Below are 19,845 nucleotides of genomic sequence, written 5' to 3' on the forward strand. Positions count from 1 at the left end.
GTCATGGGAGGTGGGCCTTGCGCGGGGTCGAGGTGTGGGGGGACACGGACGCGGTCCGAGTTGCCCGCCACCCCTTCGGCGGCTTCGGTGATTCCGTTGAGCCCCGCCCAGCCGACCCCGGTCACGGCCCGGGAGTCGGGACTTGACAACCCGGCCGCACCCGAACGCGTCACCGACCGCGAGGACGTCCTGCAGTCCCGCGGGCCGCAGTGGCTCTTACCCACGCGCGGTCACCTGAAGGTCGGTCGAGCACGCCGAGGGCCGTATCGGGCTCCCGCCGGGCGTTGTCGGTGGCGGCGGTGAGCCCGCGCGGTCGCGCCGTCGCCGGGGAGGCAGATTCCGAACGTCGACCCACTCGCATAGGTAGCGGTCGGATCTAGGCAGCGAGGTTGGTCATCCGAAGGCGCGGGGAGACGCTGGAGGCGTCTGCCCCGCGCCAGGTTGAAGCCACGCGTGCTCAGCCGAAGGTCGGCTCCTCCAGAGGGAGGTGGTCTCGGAAGTACTGCGAGTCCAGCCACTCCTCCTTCACGAGAAGCGGACGCGTGAGGCGTGCTTCCCCGACCTGCTGTGAACGCAGCAGCAGTCCGAGGTCCGTCAGGGCAATCGACTCGTCAGGGGTGTACAACACCCAGTTCTCATGTTCTGCGGCATGTTTTATAAGGAATTCATAACCCTGCGCTGGGTCCCTCCCCGCCAGCGGGAAGCCGGCCAGGAAGATTTGCGGGCCGGTGACTGCATCCAGAGCGACGCATGCAAGCTTGCCCGCGTCGTAGAACGCCTTCACCCCATTCGAAAAGTCTTCCTGCTTGTACGGACCGCCAACCCGCGCCGGGGGCTCGGTGATCAGCAACGCCTCAGCGACTTCGGTTGGCAGCATCCCGAACCGCAGCGGCCCCACACCGGCTCCGGAAAGCATTTCCCAGCGCTCCCGTTCCACATCCGCACTCACTCAGACCCTCCCTCTGGTCGGCTCGGATCCCAGTCCGTGCCCAGCCGCATGCAAATCGCCAAGGGCAAAGCGCCAAGGGCAAAGCGCCAACTCAACAAGGCAGACACTAGACAGGAGGCCACGGGTACCACCTGGAGGCCCGGTGCAGCAGCCAGCCTTATCATGGCCCACCCGATCACCCGCCTCAGATCATCCGCCTGGCCGACGGATCCCGCACCCTCCGCCTGGAAAGCTTCGGCACCGGCAATGTCCCGGACCTGCGCGTCTGGTGACCGATGCTCCGGTGAAGAGGGCGTCGCCGGCTGGCGGGTCTTCGACGACGGCAAGTACGTGAGCCTGCGCAAGCTCAAGGGCAGCAAGGGCGACCAGAACTGCGAGATCCCGGCCGACGTGAACCCGGCCGACTACAGCAGCGTCACCATCGGGTGCGACCGCTTCGACGTCTCCTTCGGCGCGGCAGCCCTGACCTTGGGCGCGACGCGCCGGGCCCATCCAGCTGTCACGAAACGGTCATCATTCGGTCTCATTCCGACATTAATGGTCGGGAAGCATTCCGCTGGAGAACACCAGACCAGCAAGGGATCCCCCGATGCTCCGTTCCGGACGAGACAGGCCCAGGGGGCCGCTCGCGTGAGCCACCGCAAACCGAAGCCGAAGCCGCAGCTGGTGTCACGCCGTACGGCACTGGTATGTACCGGCGGCGGACTCATCGCCACCGCTCTCGGCGTCGTCGTCGACTTCGGCGGGGCCTCCGGGGGATCGGGCCGAACGGAAACGCAAGGAGCGGGCGGGGCGCGGCCACCCGCCGCAACGACTGCACGACCGGGGCAGGCGTGGATGCCGGACGCCACCCGCAAGCCGCTGGCGGTGAACTTCACTCCGCGAGGAATCCGGGAGATGCGGGGTCTGGTCCTGCACGTGCAGGAGGGCGAGAACTCCCTCCACGACCACTTCAGCGACCCGGCGGTGGAGTCTTCCGCACACTTCTGGGTCTCGCAGTCCGGCGAGATCGAACAGTACGTCGCCGCGCACGACCGGGCCTGGGCACAGTCTGCCGGCAACCCGTCGTGGCTCTCGGTGGAGACGTCCGGTTTCGCGAGTCGGCCACTGACCGCACAGCAGGTGGACTCCGTCGCCCGGATCTACGCCTGGGGCATGGCCCAGCACGGCTGGCCCCTCGAACCCGCCTCCACACCGCGGGGCCGCGGCTTCGGCATCCACAGCATGGGCGGCCGCGACTGGGGCGCCCACTCCTGCCCGGGCCCCCTCCGATCCTCCCAGACGGGCGAGATACTCAGCACGGTCCGCAACAGGTACCCCCGACAGACGCCGCTGTGACAGTCGGCGGCGTGCTGTGCTTGATCGCCTCGCTCGGCCGGCTCAGCCCGTTGTCGGCCATTGGCCTCCAGCCGAATGGAATAGAGAGAGGCTGGTGAAGACCAGCGCCGCATCCCTCTGGTTCACGCCCGCCATGCGTACGTTCATGGCCGTCCTGGGTGCGGTGGCGCGCGAGCAGGCCAGCGGGCCGGCCCAAGCGGTAGGGGCGCAGAGGGTTCGCTTCAGAGCGGACTCGGATCGTCGGCGGCTCGCCAGTCCCGCGCCGGAAGGCCTTGGTCCGCGCGCGGCCGGGTCAGTCGGCGGCTCGGCGGCGGCCCCGGGGGCGGCGCGGGTACGGGAAGAGCCGCGGCGAGCGTTTGGCGGCCACGTCCTCGACCCAGCCGAAGGTCAGGACCAGCAGCCCGAGCAGCGGGATCGCCACCAGCAGCGTGAACCACTGGCTGGCCAGCAGCCACTGGAAGTTGTCGTAGAAGAAGGGGACGCTCCAGAGGGGGTCGATCAGTGGGATGGCGACCACCAGTGCAACCTGGTGCCAGAGGTAGACGCTGACGGCTCGTGAGTTGAGCAGGCTGATCAGGCCGTTCCAGCGTTCCAGGGGCCTGGGCCACCGATCCCAGGACGGGCTGACGTGGAGCAGGATGGCGACGAAGCCGAAGGACCACAGGGCGTGGGCGATGGGCCAGGCCTCGATGTCGGTCGCCACGGTCGGATCGACAGGCCGGGTTTGCAGGTACCACAGGCCGGCCACCATGATCAGCGGCGCGACGGACGGCAGCACGTACTGCGGGATCTTCTTGAGCAGCCCCTCCTGGTGGGCCATGCCGAGGATCCAGCAGGCCCCGAAGGTGGCGAAGTCGTTGGCGGTCTCCCAGACCCGGCTGTAGACGAACTCCTGGTCGACGAAGAACGCGTTCATGACGATCACCATCGCCAGCGGAGCGGACAGCGTCGCCACCGGAAAGCGTCGCAGTGCCCGGAGCAGCAGCGGCGAGAGCAGGACGTACCACAGGTAGGCTCGGAGGTACCAGAGCGGGACGATGATCTGCGTGGCCCAGGCGGGTTCCACGAGCTGGAAGCCGGCGAGGTCCTCCCCGTACGGCGGGGTGCTCAGCGGCAGGATCCAGAAGGCCAGCTTGGACCACCACCAGGTGGGGTGGCCCTCGGATTGGGGGCCCCAGCCGTCGAGGATCTGCAGGGCGATCAGCACGGCGCCGAACAGCCACATCGGCGGCAGCAGGCGGCGCAGTCGGCCGCGGATCACGCCGAGGGCGGGACGGCTGAGGGAGCGGGCCATCAGCGAGCCGGCCAGGGCGAACATCACGCCCATCGACGGGAAGACGAGGGGCAGCCAGAACCAGCCGAAGTTGTGGTACAGCATCACGCGGGCCAGCGCCAGCGCGCGCAGCAGGTCGAGATAGCGATCCCGGCCTCCCTTGCGCTCGGTCGGCGCCTGCGCCTGCGGGTCCGGCTGGGGCGCAGGCGCCGGCTCCGGCTCCCCTGACGGGTCAGCTCGCAGTGCGGCCGGGACCCTCAACTGGATGGTGTCCCGAGTGCGACCGAGGTCGAAGGATGCGGTCACGATCACGCCTCCACCGGTACGGCGACCTCGCCGGTGCGCCGGAGTTTCTGCCAGCGCAGTCGGCCCCCGGTCATCGCCGTGATCGCGGACTGCAACAGGACGATGTACATCAGCTGCCGGTAGACCAGCTGCTGGATCGGCAGGCTGATCAGGTACCAGGGCTTCTCGCGGTCGAGCCGGAAGGCGTACCAGGACAGCGCGGCCTGGAGCAGGATGAAGCCGCCCCAGCTGGTGAGGGTGATCCCGGCGTCCCCGAAGAACACGCCGTACAGCAGGAACAGGTCGACCAGCGGCGCCAGCAGCGGGGCGACCACGCCGAACAGCACGACGAGCGGCAGCCCGACCCGGCCGAAGCGCCCGCCCGGTCCGCGGGAGGTCACCGCGCCGCGGTGCTTCCACATCGCCTGCATGCTGCCGTAGCTCCAGCGGTACCGCTGGGACCAGAGCTGCTGGAGGCTGGCGGGAGCCTCGGTCCAGGCGCGGGCGTTCTCGGCGTAGACGATCCGCCAGCCGTCGCAGAGCACCGCGATGGTGATGTCGGTGTCCTCGGCGAGGGTGTCGTCGCTCATCCCGCCGACCCGCCGCAGCGCCTCCTTGCGGAAGGAGCCGACGGCGCCGGGGATGGTCTGGATGACGTTCAGCATGTCGTACATCCGGCGGTCCAGGTTGTGGCCGAGGACGTACTCGATGTGCTGCCAGGCGCCGATCAGGCTGTCGCGGTTGCCGACCTTGGCGTTTCCCGCGACCGCGCCGATCTCCGGGTCGCCGAAGGGCTGGACCAGCTCGCGCACGGTGGACGGCTCGAAGACGGTGTCGCCGTCCATCATCACGATGATGTCGTGCGAGGCGGCCGCGATACCGGTGTTGAGCGCGCTGGACTTGCCGCCGTTGGCCTGGCGGATCAGCCGGACGAACGGCAGGCCCATCTCCTCGACTATGTCCGCGGTGCCGTCCGAGGAGCCGTCGTCGATGACGATCACCTCGATCGGATGATCGCTGACGGCCAGGGAGTTGAGGGTGTTGGCGATGCACTCGCGCTCGTTGTAGGCCGGGACGAGTACGGTGACCGGCCCGGTGACGGGCGGCCCCCAGGCGTCCCTCCTCTTGGAGCGGCGGGCGTGGATCGGTGCGAGGACGAGCATCAGCGCGAACCGTCCGAAGTTGAGGAAGCCGACGAGGGCCAGCAGTCCGACCAGCACCGGCAGGGTGTGCACGGCGACCTGGGTGGCCCAGATGTAGCCCTTGCCCGCCCACAGCTGGTATCCGGTCACCGGCACGGTGGCGCTGGAGGCGCCGAGGGCGTCGGAGATGGTGGTGAAGCGGTAGCCCTGGGCCTGCAGCTTGTCGATGATCTGCTCGAGCGCGGCGACGGTCTGGGTACGGTCGCCGCCCGCGTCGTGCATCAGGATCAGCGCGCCCGCTCCGGGCTTGGACGGCATCGCCCTCTTGACGATCTCCTCGACTCCGGGACGCTTCCAGTCCTCGGTGTCGCGGTCGATGAACGCGGTGAGGTAGCCGCGCGCGCCCACGTACTTGATCACCGGGTAGTTCCAGTCGTCCATCGCTGTGGCGTCGGAGGAGTACGGCGGGCGGAACAGCGCGCTGTGGATGCCCGCGACGCCGGCCAGCGCGAGCTGCGTCTGCGCCAGCTCCCAGCCGATCCGGCCCTGGGACTGGTACGCCATGTCGGCGTGGGTGAAGGTGTGCACCCCGAGTTCGTGGCCGCCCGCGACGATCTGCCGGATCAGCTCGGGATTGCGCGTGGTCATGGCGCCGGTCACGAAGAAGTCCGCACGGACGTCGCGGGCCGCGAGTACGTCCAGGATCTTCGGAGTCCACTCCGGAGAGGGACCGTCGTCGAAGCTCAGAACCGCGGTGCGGTCGGGGATGTGATAGCTCACCGGCTTCGCGTTCTTGCCACCGCGCGCGTCGATGACCGGACCACCCTTGAGCAGGTGGTTCGGCACGGTCGTCTTGTCGACCGAAATCGCGATCCGGGAGTCGTGGAACGCTTCGTTGGTGGCCAGGCCGCGCAGGACGAGCAGGGCGAGCAGGCAGGCCAGCAGGGACAGCGGCATGAAGAAGCGCAGCGGCGGCGCGGCCAGCCGGCGCGGCCTCAGCGGGGACTGCCGGCGGCGCTGGTGGCGGGACAATGACGCTCCTGGAGACGGTGGTGCGGGTGATCAGGGTTGCGTGGTGGGTCGGCCCGAGGGCTTCGCCCCGCGCAGTGCGGTGGTCGCCGGTTTCGGCGGGGTGGCGGCCGCCTTCGAGGGGGCGGCTGCGGTCTTCGACGGGGTGGCCGAGGTCTTGGCGGCCGGCGTCTTCGTCCCGGGAGTCGCAGACCGCGCGACCGTCCGAGGTGAGGACGACGAGGACGACGAGGACGACGAGGACGGCGAGGTCGATGGGGACGACTGGGCCGGCGACGGCACGGGTGAGCGCGAGGGCTGCGGGGGTATCCCCATCGCCGGGGCGTCCGCCTGCACACCGATCAGGCTGCTGCCCATGGCGACCGCCAGGATCGCGCCGATCACGGAGACCGGCCAGCCGAAACCCCGCAGCAGACGGCCGCGCAGACCCGACTGGTCCACGAACACCGGTGCGGGGGCGGGCTCCTCGAAGCTCGACTCGGACGTTTCAGGCTTGGTCGGGCGTGCCGATCCGCGCTGGACGGAAGTCATGGCTGGGCGCACCTTGCGAGGCCTTTCATTGCAGGGTACGTAGACCGCGGGATCGCAGGGCGAACGCTAGTGCACCGACCTGAGGGGACTTCGGCCCGATGTCGGCATATGACCCGATCTAGTCGGGGGACGTGATCAGATCGAAACGGAATTGGTTGTACCGGTTAGTAGATACGGTCGCCCTGTCGCCACTTCTGACCGGTGCGTGTCCAACCCGGGTGGTAGCGCCCGGGGGCTCGGTGGCCGGGGGCACCCGAAGCCGCCCCTGCGGCCACCCCCGCGGTCGCCCGGGCGGTCACGGCGCACCTTAGGATGACGCCCTCATCGGTTCAGCCGGTGACGATCCCCATGCAGAGGGCGTGTCCAGGTACCGCCTCTACGCCCCAAGGAGCCCGTGTGAGCCAGCCCCGCCGCACCCCTCGTCGCCGTGTGTGGACCGCGCTCACGCTGCCCGCCCTCTTGTGCGTACTCGCCGCGTGTTCCGGTGGCCCCGGTGACGATGCCGCCGCGCCCGCCCCCAGCGCGTCGCCGACCCCCTCCGGTCCGCCGGGAACCCTGTTCGACAGCTTCCACTACAGCGGCCCCGACGACCCCTCGCTCGCCGCCCACGGCTGGGAGGTGCGTACCGGCGGGGGCGGCCCGGGGATCAAGGACACCTGGTCCACCGCGGGTGCCGGCTTCCCCTCCGACACGACGGCCCAGGGCGGCAGGGTGCTGCAACTGCAGTCCTCCACCGACGGCACCAAGCAGGGCACCAAGCAGGTCGAGGTGCAGGGCACCGGCAAGAACCTCTTCACGGGGACCTTCGCCGCTCGGGTCCACTTCAGCGGCAAGCCCACGAGCGGCCGCAACGGCGACCACGTCGTCCAGACCTTTTTCCCGATCTCCCCCTCGGACGCCTCAGCCGACTACAGCGAGCTGGACTTCGAGTACCTGCCGAACGGCGGCTGGGGTTCGGCGGGTCCGCGACTCGACACCGTCAGCTGGTACAAGGCCGACCCGCCGGACCGGGTCAGCCACACGCTCAAGCAGCGCACCGAGGGCTGGCACATCCTGATGGTCACCGCCATGAACGGAACGGTCACCTACTCACTGGACGGCAAGACGCTGTTCACCAGCTCCGGCAAATACGTCCCGCGCGAGAAGATGGACATCCACTTCAGCAACTGGTTCATCGACACACCCGCCACCGGTGGTCCGCGCACGTGGGACATGAAGGTCAACTGGGTCTACTACAAGGCCGATGAGGCCGTCCCCCAGGCGGACGTCCAAAAGACGGTGGACGGCTTCTACAACGCCGGAACCGACTACATCAACACCGTTCCGAAGGCCTGACCCCCGCCGCCAGGCGTCGGCGAGTCCTCCCGGGGCACCGGCACCGGCACCGTGGCCAGGTGCTCGAGCGGCCTGGTCAGCGCCCGCAGGGCCGGCAGGTCGGCAGCGCCGGGAGCGTCGGCGAGGCTGCCGTCGCGATGCACCACCGCCGCCCGTGCATTCGGCGCCGAGAAAATGGTTTTGCGGTGGGGCGCGGCTCGGGGTGATATATGCGGATGAGTAGAAACGCGCAGGTCATCGTGTTGGCGCAGTACGAGGATGAGGTGATGGAACCTTTGACTCGGTTCGACGAGGCGCGTACCTGGAGTGGCCGCTTCACGCGGATAGAGGACTGGTTCGTGGGGGGCTGGTACATAGAGTTCCACAGGTGGCGAGGGCGCTACGGGGTACTGCGGGACCTGGAGTCGTTGCCCTGGAACAGGCCGGAGTGTGTGCAGGTGATGCTCCATGACGAGGAGGACGACTGTTTCGCCTTGTGGATGTTCCGTGACGGGGTCTTGGTTGAGGTGGATATCCCGGGAACTCAGCGATTCCATACGCCGGTGCCGGAGTGGAAGAGGGCGGAGCCCCACCCCGGCGTTCTTCTGCGGACTGATCAAGGCGAAGTGGAGCTTCGGCACTCACCGGAGCATGTCCAGGACCCGCGGTCGGCCTGGTAGTTGGGCCGTACCGCCGGCTGCCCCTTCGCCGGCGACGGGGGTGTCCACCAGGCCGTGGGGCGTTGACCTGGGCTGCGCGGGAAGAGCGTGGCGTTCACCCGATGCAGGTTGGTGTCGTTTCGCAGGTATCCGGCGTGGCGTGCGTGTAAGGCTCGCGTCCCTGGTGGCCGCACGCTGCCCCCATCGCGGAGCAAGGCCGGCGGCGGGGGCCGTCTATCCGATCTCCTCGGTGATGATCCGGTCGTCGATCTGCTTGTATGCCCCCGCCTGGCGGGTCAGCACCGGCAGCGCGGAGCCGAGAGCGAGGTGTGCGGCGTGAGCGGTGGGCAGATCGGCCGCCCGTTCGCGGGCGAGCTGAGCGACGGCCCAGCATGCGGGTTCGTCGAGGGAGCGGAAGACGAAGCACGGCGCCGACAGGGCGTCCTGCAGTATTCGCGCCACCTCCGCCTGCACGACGGGGGTGAGCCCTTCAGCGAAGGCGACTGCGGGCACGTACAGGGGCTGGACCTGCTGGACGGATCGGAAGACGCGCGCGGCCATGTACAGGTCGCCGTGGGCGAGGGCCGCGATGGCGGTGTGGTCGAGGATATAGCCGGTGTTCACGCGGCGCTCTGCTCCTGGTCCCCGGTGAAGCCGTGCCGGCGGTCGGCCGCCTCAACGGCTGCGAGGGCCTTCTCCCACTCGCCCGCGTTTTCCTCGCGCGCGCGGTCGACGAACCATCGAACGGCGCGGTCCGCACGCTCGGCCTGATGGAGCTTGGCGGCCACCGCGTCTTCGATCCAAGCGGAAACCGAGCCAGTGGGGCTCGACTGCAGGTACTGCTCGATCGCCGCCACCTTGTCGGTGTCGATCGTGATCGTGAGCTTCTTCTTCGCCATACCGACACCCTACCGATGTCATACCAGGCTGTCAGGCCTTCCCCGCCGCTCCGCGCGAACTGCGCTGCGGCCGGCTGAACCCGTTGACGAACCCTTCCGCCGGTCCACCCTTGCCTGGGCGGGGGAGCACGTGGGCGCGTCGACGCCCGGGAGGCGCCCCCGGTGCCGGTCCGCCATGAGGCGATCGGCCTGGATGGGTGTGGTGGTGTGCCGGAAAAGGATCACCGCCATCAGATCCGTCATGCGCCCGTCACCGGGCTGCTCCGGCGCCCGAGGACCTCCGCAAGACCCCGTCGGGTGGCTGCGATCACCACCCGGTCCTGAGCCTTGAAGACGTAGCCGGGGTGGAGATCCCAGACGAGGCCCGGGAAGGAGTCGCCGTCACCGTCGGGCGTGGACGCCAGGTCCGGGCGCCGGTCCTCGGGAGCCGCGGTGTCGAGGGCGATGACGCGCCAGGCCCCGGGCCGGAAGGACTCCGCGACGGTCCTCCCTTCGAGCTCGCGGTGACCGGACACCTCCACCGCGGCGAACAGCAGGACACGGCGCTCCACCGGTATGGCCCCCAGGATCTGCCGGCCCATCATCGCCCCGGCGAAGGCGGGCGCCGCGAGGTGGGTGACGCTGCGGCTGCGCGTGAGGGCCTCGGGGTGCGCCGCGCGAAGGGTGCGGTACACGGCGGTTGCGAAGTCGTCGTCGTACAGGCGCAGAGCCACGCGTACGTCGGACCTGACGGACCGGGAGTACAGCACGGCTTCGAGGTTGGTGGTGTCGGAGCTGGTCAGGGCGAGCAGGGCCTGGGCCTTGTGGATACGGGCGGTCTCCAGGACCCCTTCCTCGGTGACGTCGCCCAGGACGACCGGTACGCGCAGGGCTCGGGCGAGGGCGACTCCGCGTGCGTCCGGGTCCGCTTCCACGCACACCACGGGGATGTGCAGTTCGCGCAGCCGGGCCAGGACCCGCGTCCCGATCTTGCCCAGCCCGAGGAGGACCACGTGCCCCGTCAGGCCCCGGGGCGGACGCCGGAGCGCACCCGCGTTGCGGAAGGAGCCGAGTGCCTCCAGGGCTGCCGCCACGAGGATCGGAAGGAGCAGCATTCCGGTCAGGCCGGCGAGGATCTGGAGGATCTGCCTTCCGGTCTGGTCGTCGACGGCGGGATCGTTGATCGCGAAGATGTCCAGCAGGATCATGTAGGCGGCGTGCAGGGGATCGTCTCCGGTGACCCACCACGCCGCGACGGTCAGGGCGCCGACGGCGGCCCCGAGTCCGGCCAGCGACCAGCGAAGCCGCTTGGAGAAGATCGATCCCATGGGAGCCGCCGTCGTGCTCAGCCGGCGCGTGGCCGGCACGGGACCTTCGTGGGTGACGGTCTCCAGCGCGATGATGCCGCGGCCGGTCGCTGCTTCCACCGCGCTGTCGTCGGGGAGCAGCTGGGGCCCTTCGCTCCCGCTGGCTTCCGAACCTTCGCTGCCCGCGGGGTCGTTCGTCGTGGCGGACAGCAACGCCAGGGTGCACAGGCCCGGATCGGCTGTCTGTCCCGGGCCCGGCGGGGTGCGTTCCACCGCACGCAGCAGCAGTCCGTCCGCCTGCACCACCTTGCTCGTCCCCGCTACGGCTGTCGCGGCCAGAGCGGGTGCAGCCGTGTCGGCGTCCGACAGAACCGTGGTCGACGAGTCCAGTTCCCGCAGGTCGATACCGGGCTCCGCGACGATCGCCGCCTGGTCCAGCAGTTGTTCCAGATGCTGGCCCAGCTTGCGGTTGTACAGCCGGATCACCAGTCGCAGCCTGGGGTTGAGTCGACGCGCCACCAGTGCGGCTCGTACGTTGGTCTCGTCGTCCTCGTAGACGAGTGCGAGGGCGGCGGCGCTCACCACTCCGGCCGCGATCAGTACTTCTTCGTCCGGTTCGGTCGCATCGAAGAACCGGATGCCCTGCGCGGCCGGGTGGTTGTCCGGGGCCGGGGTGGGTCGGCTGCGGGCGGCAGGTACCCAGCTCAGGAAGCGCCGTGAGGGCTCGCGGCCCTCCCCCTCACGGATGCCGGGCTGAGTGGCACTGCTCGGCGGCGTCACGAGGGTCACGTGCTCGCGGTAGACGCCTTCGAGTTCCGCAGCCAGTCGGTGGGCCAGCCCGTCGTCGCCGCAGACCACCATCCGCTCGGCTGACTGCGCCTGTTGGCTGTCAGGGGAGTTTGACACGGCCCAAGGATGCACTGCCGCTGTCATACCTGGCCCCTTATGGTCTTGGCCCGCTTGGCCGCCTCGGCCCGGCTGCCAGGGCCGGCGGGCGAGGCAGGCCGGCGCCGTCCTGGCTGCGTGGCCGCAGGCGGAACAGTACGGATGCGGCGAACCATCAAGGCGTGATCCTGCCCGCTTTCGGCGCAGCGTGCATTGCCGTTTTCCGGCAGCGTTCACGCGCTCTTGATGCCGACTGCCTGACAGGCAACAGTGATCGCCCTACGAGCGTAGAAGCTGTCGAAGCGCGGGCCTTGCCCTGACGTTGACGCCCCCCCGCTGCACGGCTTCACCCGTACCGGTGCCGAGACCGGCATTGAGGGCCGTCAGTCCGGCGGACCGGCGGGTGGCGTCTTCAGCTGATGGTGACGTTCCGCCGTCTCGGGGGAGATCGGCAGCGCGCCGGTGGCGGCGCCGTCGGCTTCCGCTGCGTCGGCGAGGGCCTCGGCAGCGGCTTCTGCCGCCTCCGCCGCGTCGTTCGCGGCCTGGATGGCCAAGTCGTCCGATGACGTCCGGCGGGTGGCGGCGGACTGGGGGAGGACTTCGCTGAAGGCGCGGGAGACGCCCTGGAGAGCGGACGTAACCTCGCCGGGGATCACCCAGAACGTGTTTCCCGGGCTCTGCGCGAGCTGGGGGAGCGTCTGGAGGTACTGGTAGGCGAGCAGTTTGGGGTCGGGGTCGTTGCGGTGGACGGCCTGGAAGACCTCGTCGATCGCTCGCGCCTGGCCCTCGGCCTTGAGGATGTCGGCGGTCCGGTTGCCTTCCGCGCGCAGTACCGCGGCCTGCTTCTCGCCTTCCGCGGTCAGGATCTGGGACTGGCGCTGCCCCTCCGCCCCGAGAATGACGGCCCGCTTGTCCCGCTCGGCCCGCATCTGCTTCTCCATCGCGTCCTTGATGGACTGCGGCGGGTCGATGGCTTTGATCTCCACTCGGTTGACCCTCAGCCCCCACTTGCCGGTGGCGTCGTCGAGTACGCCGCGAAGCTGGTTGTTGATGGTGTCCCGTGAGGTCAAAGTCTTCTCAAGGTCCATGGATCCCACGACGTTGCGCAGCGTGGTGACGGTCAGCTGTTCCACCGCCTGCAGGAAGTTGGCGATCTCGTAGGCGGCCGCGCGCGGATCGGTGACCTGAAAGTAGAGGACGGTGTCGATCTCGACGACCAGGTTGTCTTCTGTGATGACTGGCTGGGGTTTGAACGAGACGACCTGCTCGCGCAGGTCGATCACCGGGTAGACGCGGTCTATGTAGGGGATGACGACATTGAGCCCGGGCTTCAGTGTGCGGTGGTAGCGGCCGAGCCGTTCGACGTTGCGGGCGCGGGCCTGCGGGACGATCCGCACCGCGCGGACCACGGTGAATACCGCGATGACCGCGATCAGCAGACCGGCGATGACGAACGCCGAGATCTCCATGGTTCACTCCCGGGGGTAGACGAGCGCAGTGGTGCCCTTGATCTCGATGACGTCGACGGTCGTACCGGCAGGGATCACCAACGTCTCGTCGTAGGCGCGGGCCGACCATTCCTCGCCGCCGATGCGGACCCTTCCGCCCAGTCCCGTGACTTCGGCTGTGACATGCGCTGCTTCGCCGACCAGGGCGTCCACGCCGAAGCGGTCGCTCTGTGGTGGGGACAGGTGGCGCAGGGCAAGCGGGCGTACGAACACCACACCGGCCGTCGCCACGAGGGTGAACACGAGGAGTTGCCACGGGAGGGGAAGTCCGATCGCCGCGAAGCCGGCGGTGATCAGCGCGGCGCCGCCGAGCAACCCGAGTGCGGCAGTGAGGGTGAAGATCTCCGCCGCACCCAGGAGCGCGGCGGTGATCAGCCAGATCAGCCAGGGATCCATCGCTTACGCCTCCTGCAGACGGTATGGCGAATGCCCCTTCTTATTACTTTTGTAATATTTTACACATTCATTCTCCCGGGTCAGAGTTGAGCCCATGGCGGACTTCCTGTCCGGCGCGGATTTCGGGGACGCCGACCCGGTGTGCGGGCATCGTGTGACGTGATGAAGATCGTTCGTCGAAGGTTTTGGGGAAGATGGAAGCCGGAGACGGCTTTGGAAGTGCCCGATTCCGACCAGATGCCGCACCGGAGCGCCGGGAAGATGAGCCAGGACGCACGCCGCATCGCGAAGTGGTCGGTAGCGTGGGCGCTCATGGCCATGGTGATCTGGGGATGGTTCGCCTTCCTGATGTCGGCCGACTACGGCCCCGACGTTTCGTCCTATCAGGGGAGCCGCAGTGTGTGCCGGGGCCCGTTGGTCGAACCGTCCCCACACGACCGCGTCTGCCGCGGCGACGGGATGCGCCAGTGGCCCACGCTGTTGGCGTCCTCGCGTTGGCAGCCGTAGCGACCGTTACCGCTGCGGCGACCACGGTGTATTCCAAGGTCCTTTTCCACCTGACCCGCGGCGAAGCGTCAAGCCCACGGTCGCAGACCTGAGGCCTCAATCCCTCTTCTGGAAGCGAAGCGCGCCGGGCGGACGGCAGCACCGCCTACGACGGCTTCGGGAGCCGAGTCCGACGACGTTCAGGCGGGCCAGACCTCGTCGGCGACGCGACGGCGACCGCGGCCACCCAGGTGCTTGCCACACCCGCGGACGTCGTAGAGCCGCCGGGCGACGACACCGGGGCGCTCATGCTCGGCGAAAACGGTTTCCCCGTCGGCGAGGCACCCGCCGACGGCGTCCGCACGGTCTCCCACCTGCGCAAGCGCGGCACGCCACTGAGGTCCTGCTCGACAAGGCCCAGTTCCCACGACCCTGACTGTGCCCCTTCCCTGCCCCTGCCCGAGGAACAGCCGGAGGAGTTGGGGGCGGTCCGCCGCCCAGCGAAATGCCCACCCCCACGATTCGTCGCCCTCCGATTGTCAGTGGTGGCTGAGAGGATCGGAGCATCGAGTCAGTCGGAACAACGGGGGCGGCAATGTCCGGAAACCAGAACTACATCAATCACGTTGCTCTTGTACTGGATGCAAGTTCGTCCATGTCACACCTGAGCGGAAAGGTCGTCGAGGTCGCCGATCAGCAGATCGCCTACCTGGCGCGCCGGTCGCAGGAACTGGACCAGGAAACCCGTGTCACGGTGTACGTCTTCTCGAACAAGGTGGAGTGCGTCATCTACGACAAGGACGTGCTGCGCATGCCGTCCCTCAAGCAGATGTACCGGGCCGGTGGAATGACCGCCCTGCTGGCCGCCACTTTGAAATCGCAGCGGGAACTGGCGCAGACGGCACAGCTCTACGGCGACCACAGCTTCCTCACATTCGTGCTGACCGACGGGCAGGAGAACGCAAGTCACCGCTGCCCGGACGCGCCTGCCCGGAACTCTCGCGAACTGGTGCAGGCCGTGGCTACGATGATCGAGACGCAAGAGGACAACTGGACGCTGGCCGTCCTCGTGCCGGACCAGATGGGCAAGCGCGAGGCCATGCAGTGCGGTTTCCCGAAGGACAACATCGCCGTCTGGGATGCCACGAGCACTCAGGGTCTGGAGGAAGCCGGACAAGCCATCCTGAAGGCCACCGAGAACTTCATGGTGGGCCGCAGCAAGGGAATTCGTGGATCGCGGGCGGTGTTCTCCATTGGGGCGGAGGCGGTCAACAAGAAATCCATTGCGGCGGCCGGTCTCACCCCGGTCGATCCGTCGCTTTACCACTTGATTCCCGTGGCCCGGGAAGCAGCCATCCGGGACTGGGTTGTTGAAAGCGGACACACTTACCGCACCGGTTGCGCCTATTATCAGCTGAGCAAGTCGGAAAAGATTCAGGCGCGGAAGCAGATCGCGGTACTGGAGAAGAAGACGGATCAGGTCTACACGGGACCGGAGGCCCGAGCCCTGCTCGGCCTGCCGGACACGGAAGTCCGCGTCAAGCCGGACCACAACGACGAGTTCACCATCTTCGTACAGAGCACCAGCGTGAACCGGAAGCTCGCGCTGCAGACGCGGCTTCTGCTCATGGTCTGACGCCTCGGGACCCCCGCCGAGCCGGCCGGCGGGGGGTCCGTGCGCGTGCGGCTCCCGCCGACCCTCAGCACGCCGCCGGGGCCCGTCAAAAGGGGCCCCGGCCGGCGAGCCGGACGACCATGCCCTCGGACGGTCCCGCGGCGGACCGACCACAAAGATCCACCTCGCCGCGGACAGCCGCTGCCGGCCGCTCGCCTTCGTACTCACGCCAGGCCAGGCAGGCGACGCACCCGCGTTCCCCGAGGTCATGACCCAGTTACGGGCGGCCGATCGGTCGGCCCAGGAGCACCCCGGACATGGTCCTGGGGGCGTGCGGCCTGCGGCGGACGCCCGATTGTCAAGTGGTCGCCCACGCGTTGGCGGGAACTCCTGCCGGGGCTGCGCACGGTCTTGACGTAGATGCCGCCTCGGCGAGGTCTCCTGGCATCTCTCGCGTGCCACGGGGAGAGGGGAGGACAGGAACAACCCCACTGCCTGCGTCAGTTCGTCGGACGTTCCCTCGGCTAGGGTCCGGCCGACCGCCAACAGAGGCGTGACCATCTCGACCTCCACGGCATCCGGTAGGGCGTCCAGGTGTGCGCAGTCCTCTGTGAGGACGAGGTCCACGACCTGAGTCGCCGCTCGCCGAAGCTTCTCATCTGCGCTCATGCCCAGCACTATTCACGAGCCGCCACAGCATCCGCGGATCGGCGGCGGCTTCGGTCAGCCGGAGGCGGGATGCCAGGAGTCCTCGGCAGCTTGGGCGCTGGGACGGGTCGGGAAAGCCTGCTCCAAGCCGACGATGCGGAAGATCCGGCTGACGCGTTCGGGGACCGCGGCGAGCGCGATGGTCGTCGACGAGCGCGGGCGGTACCGAGCGACGGGCGCTGCCGGCCTGCGGGGCGACGGGTCGTCGCTCCGGTCGGGGTGCGCGGATCAGCCGGCCCGCCGGACCCGGCTCGCCCGCGGTGTACGCGGGCTCGGCCCAGGCCGTCGGGCCCAGTCCTGCCCATGGGGTGGGGAGACGTGCCCGGGCCGCAAGCGCGTTCATAGCGGACGGAATGCCGGCCTCCGCAGGGGCATGATCACGGATGAGTCTTTTCGGCCAGGATGGAATCGGTTACTTACGGTAAGAGTCGCCGCTCGGCCCCCTCACGCCCCCCTCACGCCTCCCTGACCCCCCTTGCCCCACGCGCCCCGCGCCGCCTGTTCGCCTCGCCGAAATTTACGTGGTGGTACCCCGAGTAGCACGAAAGATTTCCCGACTCGTGTCCCCTGCGCCGCAAAACAAGTCCGAAACTGACAGGTTTCCTTTGACTGTTGCGCGATTAATCGGTGAATGTCATTCACATGTCCGACACAAACCGCGCCGCCACTGGTGGCACCGGCGGCCGCCCCATGCGCTTGCGTGACTTCCGACTGCTGCTCGCGGGAGCCGCCACCGGACAGTTCGGTGCCCAGGTGACGCTGGTGGCACTGCCCCTCGTAGCCGTCCTCGAACTCGACGCCCCCGCCTTCCAGGTGGGCCTCCTGACCGCAGCGGAGACCGCCGCCTTCCTGCTCGTCGGGCTGCCCGCCGGGGCCCTCACCGACCGCATGCGCAAACGGCCCCTGATGATCCGGGCGGACCTGGTGCGAGCCGTGGCCATGGCGAGCATCCCCGCCGCCGCGCTCGCCGACGTCCTGACCATGGCCCAGCTCTACGCCGTCGCGCTCGTGACCGGCGTGGCGACCGTGTTCTTCGACGTCGCCCACCAGAGCTACCTGCCCCAGATCCTGCCCCGCGACCAACTCGTCGCAGGCAACGGCGCACTGGAGACGGTCCGTTCCACCGCCCACGTCACCGGCCCCGGTATCGGCGGCGGACTCGTCCAACTCGTCGGAGCGCAGTTCGCCGTCATCCTCGACGCCGTCGGCTACCTCCTCTCCGCCCTGTTCCTCCAGCGGATCGAGCGGACCGAGGAAGCACCCGAACCCCCCGCGCCCGGGGCCTCGTTGCGCAAGGAGATCAGCGAGGGCGTCCGCTTCGTCTTCGGCCACCCCCTGCTCCGCGTCATCGCCCTCACCACCGGCCTTGCCAACCTCTGCACGGCCGTCCTCATGGCCACGCAGACCGTGCACCTCGTCCGCATCGTCGGACTGCAGGCCGGCGGGCTCGGGCTGGTACTGTCCGCGTCGGCCGTGGGCGGGCTCCTCGGCGCCCTGTGCGCCGGCCGCCTCGCCGCACGGCTGGGACAGGCCCGGGTCATCCTCCTGTCCCTCCTGGTGACCGGCCCCTTCGCACTGCTGTGGCCCCTGTCCACGCACGGTCTCGCCGGGGCGGCTCTCTTCGCCACCGGGTCCGCGGTCGTCTCCTTCGGCGCCGTCGTCTACAACGTCGCCCAGGTCAGCTTCCGCCAAGGGATGTGCCCGCCACGCCTGCTGGGCCGGATGAACGCCACCCTGCGCTTCCTGATGTGGGGCACCCTGCCGCTCGGCGCGCTCATCGGCGGAGCCCTCGCCCAGGCCTACGGATCGCGTACGGCCCTCGCCTGGTGCGCCGTCGGCATCCTCGCCGTACCACTGCCGCTGCTGCTCTCCCCGCTGCGCCGGATGCGCGACCTCCCCGGTCCGCAGGACGAGGGCAGCGCCGACAGGACACCGCAGGACGCCGCATCCCACGCCGACGAGGACGAACGGCCTGCCCCCGCGCCCACCGGCTGATCACCGCCCGCCACCACCGACCACACCGACCCGCGCGGCCGCGACCGCGGCCACGACGAAGAGGACCCCGTGCTCAGCATCACGAGTCAGTACCTGACCCGCTACCGGCGTCTCACCGCCGACCGGCCCGACGCCCTGCTGCCTGTCACCGGAGCACAGCGCCGCTTCATGCTGGTGCGTTCGCTGGACCCGACGGGACGCCCCGACGTGGTGCCCATGTTCTTCGCGTTCCCATCCGGAACCATCGACCCCCACCGCCTGCGGACAGCGGCCCACAGGCTCGCCGCACGGCACACCGCCCTGCGCTCGCGGCCCGCCGTCGTCCGGGGCACCCCCGTACTGCGCGTCGCCGCTCCCGACGACGCGGACGTCACCGTGACCCGGCCGACCGTCGCCCCCGGCGAGCCGGCAGCCGACGCGCTCCGCCGCGCACTCGCGTCATGGGATCCGCAGGGTCCCCCCTTGCGGCTCTTCCTCGTACGCGACGAGGAGCGCGAGGAGGACGTCCTCGCCGTCGCCCTGGACCACGCCGTCTGCGACGGCCGTTCGCTGGCGCGGATCGTCGACGAACTCGGCGCCGCCTACGGCGAGGAGGCCACCGAACCCGGCGCCGCGGCGGGGGAGACGGCAGCCGAACTCGCCACCTATGAGGACGCCGTCCTGCGGCAACTCGCCGCCGAGGAACGAGCGGAGACGCCCGCCGCGGCCGCGTACTGGGCGGACCGGCTGCGCATGCTGGACACCCACGCCCCGGCACCCCGCCCCGTACGAGCGCCTGAGGGCGCACCGCCCAGCGGCGCCGCGCACGCCCTGCTGCCCGCACACGACGGCGGAGTCTCCTTCCCCGGACTGCTCGACGCCTGCCGTTCCGCGGCCCGTGAGATGTACGGCCCGGACCGCACGGTCCCGCTCGGCTACCCGTGGGGCGGCCGTCCCGCGGGCGCGGAGCCGGTCATCGGCTGCTTCCTCAACACCCTCGTCTTCCCGGCCGACACCGGCCGCGGACCCGGCTCGCAGGCCACCGCCGACGCGTGGTGGGACGACCTCGACCGGGCCGACGTACCGTTCGACGCGGTCGTGACCGCCGTACGGTCCACCGGCTCGGGCTGGACCGGAGGCCTCGACGGACTCCTCACCGTGGACGACGACAGCCGCCGCCCGCCCCTCACCCTGGCCGGCGTCGAAGGACGGGAGGTCCACGTCGACGGCAGACCCCTCCGCGGTCCCTTCGCCGTGTCCGTCACCCAGGGAGCGGAGATCCGCCTGCGGATGGTGTGGGACCGGGCGGTGGTCGACGACGAGACCGCGAACCGGGCGTTCGACGCGCTCACCGACGCCCTGCGCCCCTGAGACACGCCCCAGCTCGTGGCCGCAAAGGAGCGCCGATGGCACCGCCTTGCGCCACGCTGTCCTCGGTCGCCTTGCGATCCTTCCCCTCGGCTCCGCGGGCCTGGGGAGGCCCCACGACACCGGCCGCCGCTCCCTCATCCGGCCTGATCGGCAAGGCACCGTCCAGGGGGCCCACACCCCGCCCCGCCGGGCGCCCC

17 protein-coding genes and 2 pseudogenes are annotated in these 19,845 nt (G+C 69.5%); 10 read left to right on the plus strand and 9 right to left on the minus strand.

Going from position 1 to position 19,845, the window contains the following annotated elements:
• Positions 1–457: 457 nt before the first annotated feature.
• Positions 458–949 (minus strand): hypothetical protein, encoded by a 492-nt coding sequence (locus ACWGIF_RS11930; RefSeq protein WP_453494809.1) that lies wholly within the window; start codon positions 947–949, stop codon positions 458–460.
• A 185-nt stretch (positions 950–1,134) separates the two neighbouring features.
• Between ACWGIF_RS11930 and ACWGIF_RS11935 the strand changes: the two are divergent.
• Both ACWGIF_RS11935 and ACWGIF_RS11940 read left to right on the plus strand, forming a co-directional pair.
• Positions 1,135–1,414, plus strand: a pseudogene (locus tag ACWGIF_RS11935) (DM13 domain-containing protein); the annotation flags it as partial.
• 72 nt (positions 1,415–1,486) lie between these two features.
• Positions 1,487–2,287: a peptidoglycan recognition protein family protein gene (locus ACWGIF_RS11940; protein ID WP_453494991.1), complete on the plus strand. Its 801-nt coding sequence runs from the start codon at positions 1,487–1,489 to the stop codon at positions 2,285–2,287.
• Between the two features lie 292 nt (positions 2,288–2,579).
• Here the strand turns inward: ACWGIF_RS11940 and ACWGIF_RS11945 are convergent, their stop codons facing one another.
• Positions 2,580–3,866, minus strand: a complete 1,287-nt coding sequence (locus ACWGIF_RS11945; RefSeq protein WP_453494812.1) for an acyltransferase family protein — start codon at positions 3,864–3,866, stop codon at positions 2,580–2,582.
• A gap of 2 nt (positions 3,867–3,868) precedes the next feature.
• The gene (locus ACWGIF_RS11950; protein ID WP_453494815.1) at positions 3,869–6,019 is read right to left on the minus strand and encodes a bifunctional polysaccharide deacetylase/glycosyltransferase family 2 protein; all 2,151 of its coding nucleotides are present in this window, start codon (positions 6,017–6,019) and stop codon (positions 3,869–3,871) included.
• A 43-nt stretch (positions 6,020–6,062) separates the two neighbouring features.
• On the opposite strand from ACWGIF_RS11950, the gene ACWGIF_RS11955 reads away from it, so the two are divergent.
• The 3 genes from ACWGIF_RS11955 to ACWGIF_RS11965 all read left to right on the plus strand — a co-directional run bounded on the left by ACWGIF_RS11955 (position 6,063) and on the right by ACWGIF_RS11965 (position 8,541).
• Positions 6,063–6,590: a hypothetical protein gene (locus ACWGIF_RS11955; RefSeq protein ID WP_453494818.1), complete on the plus strand. Its 528-nt coding sequence runs from the start codon at positions 6,063–6,065 to the stop codon at positions 6,588–6,590.
• Positions 6,591–6,943: 353 nt separating this feature from the next.
• Positions 6,944–7,882: a glycoside hydrolase family 16 protein gene (locus tag ACWGIF_RS11960; protein ID WP_453494821.1), complete on the plus strand. Its 939-nt coding sequence runs from the start codon at positions 6,944–6,946 to the stop codon at positions 7,880–7,882.
• A 215-nt stretch (positions 7,883–8,097) separates the two neighbouring features.
• A complete protein-coding gene (locus tag ACWGIF_RS11965) occupies positions 8,098–8,541 on the plus strand; it encodes a hypothetical protein (RefSeq protein ID WP_453494824.1) in 444 nt (147 codons plus the stop codon).
• Positions 8,542–8,754: 213 nt separating this feature from the next.
• On the opposite strand, the gene ACWGIF_RS11970 is transcribed toward ACWGIF_RS11965, so the two are convergent.
• The 5 genes from ACWGIF_RS11970 to ACWGIF_RS11990 all read right to left on the minus strand — a co-directional run bounded on the left by ACWGIF_RS11970 (position 8,755) and on the right by ACWGIF_RS11990 (position 13,494).
• Positions 8,755–9,144, minus strand: a complete 390-nt coding sequence (locus tag ACWGIF_RS11970; protein WP_453494827.1) for a hypothetical protein — start codon at positions 9,142–9,144, stop codon at positions 8,755–8,757.
• Positions 9,141–9,419: a hypothetical protein gene (locus ACWGIF_RS11975; protein WP_453494830.1), complete on the minus strand. Its 279-nt coding sequence runs from the start codon at positions 9,417–9,419 to the stop codon at positions 9,141–9,143. Before ACWGIF_RS11975 ends, ACWGIF_RS11970 begins: the two co-directional genes overlap by 4 nt.
• A gap of 239 nt (positions 9,420–9,658) precedes the next feature.
• Complete coding sequence (locus tag ACWGIF_RS11980; RefSeq protein ID WP_453494994.1) at positions 9,659–11,566, minus strand: NAD-binding protein; 1,908 nt, start codon at positions 11,564–11,566, stop codon at positions 9,659–9,661.
• Positions 11,567–11,973: 407 nt separating this feature from the next.
• Positions 11,974–13,059, minus strand: coding sequence for an SPFH domain-containing protein (locus ACWGIF_RS11985; RefSeq protein ID WP_453494833.1), 1,086 nt, complete (start codon positions 13,057–13,059; stop codon positions 11,974–11,976).
• 3 nt (positions 13,060–13,062) lie between these two features.
• Positions 13,063–13,494, minus strand: coding sequence for an NfeD family protein (locus ACWGIF_RS11990; RefSeq protein ID WP_453494836.1), 432 nt, complete (start codon positions 13,492–13,494; stop codon positions 13,063–13,065).
• Between the two features lie 162 nt (positions 13,495–13,656).
• Here ACWGIF_RS11990 and ACWGIF_RS11995 point away from each other — a divergent pair, with 162 nt between their 5' ends.
• Positions 13,657–14,001, plus strand: a complete 345-nt coding sequence (locus tag ACWGIF_RS11995; RefSeq protein WP_453494839.1) for a hypothetical protein — start codon at positions 13,657–13,659, stop codon at positions 13,999–14,001.
• 179 nt (positions 14,002–14,180) lie between these two features.
• Here the strand turns inward: ACWGIF_RS11995 and ACWGIF_RS12000 are convergent, their stop codons facing one another.
• Entirely contained in the window at positions 14,181–14,354 is a 174-nt protein-coding gene (locus ACWGIF_RS12000; protein ID WP_453494842.1) for a hypothetical protein, read from the minus strand.
• A gap of 221 nt (positions 14,355–14,575) precedes the next feature.
• On the opposite strand from ACWGIF_RS12000, the gene ACWGIF_RS12005 reads away from it, so the two are divergent.
• The 4 genes and pseudogenes from ACWGIF_RS12005 (at position 14,576) to ACWGIF_RS12020 (ending at position 19,648) form a co-directional block, all read left to right on the plus strand.
• Positions 14,576–15,616 carry a vWA domain-containing protein gene (locus tag ACWGIF_RS12005; protein WP_453494845.1) on the plus strand — a complete coding sequence of 347 codons (1,041 nt, stop codon included), beginning with the start codon at positions 14,576–14,578 and terminating at the stop codon, positions 15,614–15,616.
• A 124-nt stretch (positions 15,617–15,740) separates the two neighbouring features.
• Positions 15,741–15,959, plus strand: a pseudogene (locus ACWGIF_RS12010) (IS5/IS1182 family transposase); the annotation flags it as partial.
• A 986-nt stretch (positions 15,960–16,945) separates the two neighbouring features.
• A complete protein-coding gene (locus ACWGIF_RS12015) occupies positions 16,946–18,298 on the plus strand; it encodes an MFS transporter (RefSeq protein ID WP_453494848.1) in 1,353 nt (450 codons plus the stop codon).
• 69 nt (positions 18,299–18,367) lie between these two features.
• Positions 18,368–19,648 carry a condensation domain-containing protein gene (locus tag ACWGIF_RS12020; protein ID WP_453494851.1) on the plus strand — a complete coding sequence of 427 codons (1,281 nt, stop codon included), beginning with the start codon at positions 18,368–18,370 and terminating at the stop codon, positions 19,646–19,648.
• Positions 19,649–19,845 lie beyond the last annotated feature (197 nt).

This window comes from Streptomyces sp. NPDC054849 (genome assembly GCF_053610945.1).

What these genes read in the sequence shown, in the direction of transcription:
- ACWGIF_RS11940 (WP_453494991.1), top strand. Translation starts at nt 1,487, where the DNA reads ATGGTCGGGAAGCATTCCGCTGGAGAACACCAGACCAGCAAGGGATCC.
- ACWGIF_RS11965 (WP_453494824.1), top strand. Translation starts at nt 8,098, where the DNA reads ATGAGTAGAAACGCGCAGGTCATCGTGTTGGCGCAGTACGAGGATGAG.
- ACWGIF_RS11975 (WP_453494830.1), bottom strand. Translation starts at nt 9,419, where the DNA reads ATGGCGAAGAAGAAGCTCACGATCACGATCGACACCGACAAGGTGGCG.
- ACWGIF_RS11980 (WP_453494994.1), bottom strand. Translation starts at nt 11,566, where the DNA reads ATGGTGGTCTGCGGCGACGACGGGCTGGCCCACCGACTGGCTGCGGAA.
- ACWGIF_RS11985 (WP_453494833.1), bottom strand. Translation starts at nt 13,059, where the DNA reads ATGGAGATCTCGGCGTTCGTCATCGCCGGTCTGCTGATCGCGGTCATC.
- ACWGIF_RS11990 (WP_453494836.1), bottom strand. Translation starts at nt 13,494, where the DNA reads ATGGATCCCTGGCTGATCTGGCTGATCACCGCCGCGCTCCTGGGTGCG.
- ACWGIF_RS11995 (WP_453494839.1), top strand. Translation starts at nt 13,657, where the DNA reads ATGAAGATCGTTCGTCGAAGGTTTTGGGGAAGATGGAAGCCGGAGACG.
- ACWGIF_RS12005 (WP_453494845.1), top strand. Translation starts at nt 14,576, where the DNA reads ATGTCCGGAAACCAGAACTACATCAATCACGTTGCTCTTGTACTGGAT.
- ACWGIF_RS12015 (WP_453494848.1), top strand. Translation starts at nt 16,946, where the DNA reads ATGTCCGACACAAACCGCGCCGCCACTGGTGGCACCGGCGGCCGCCCC.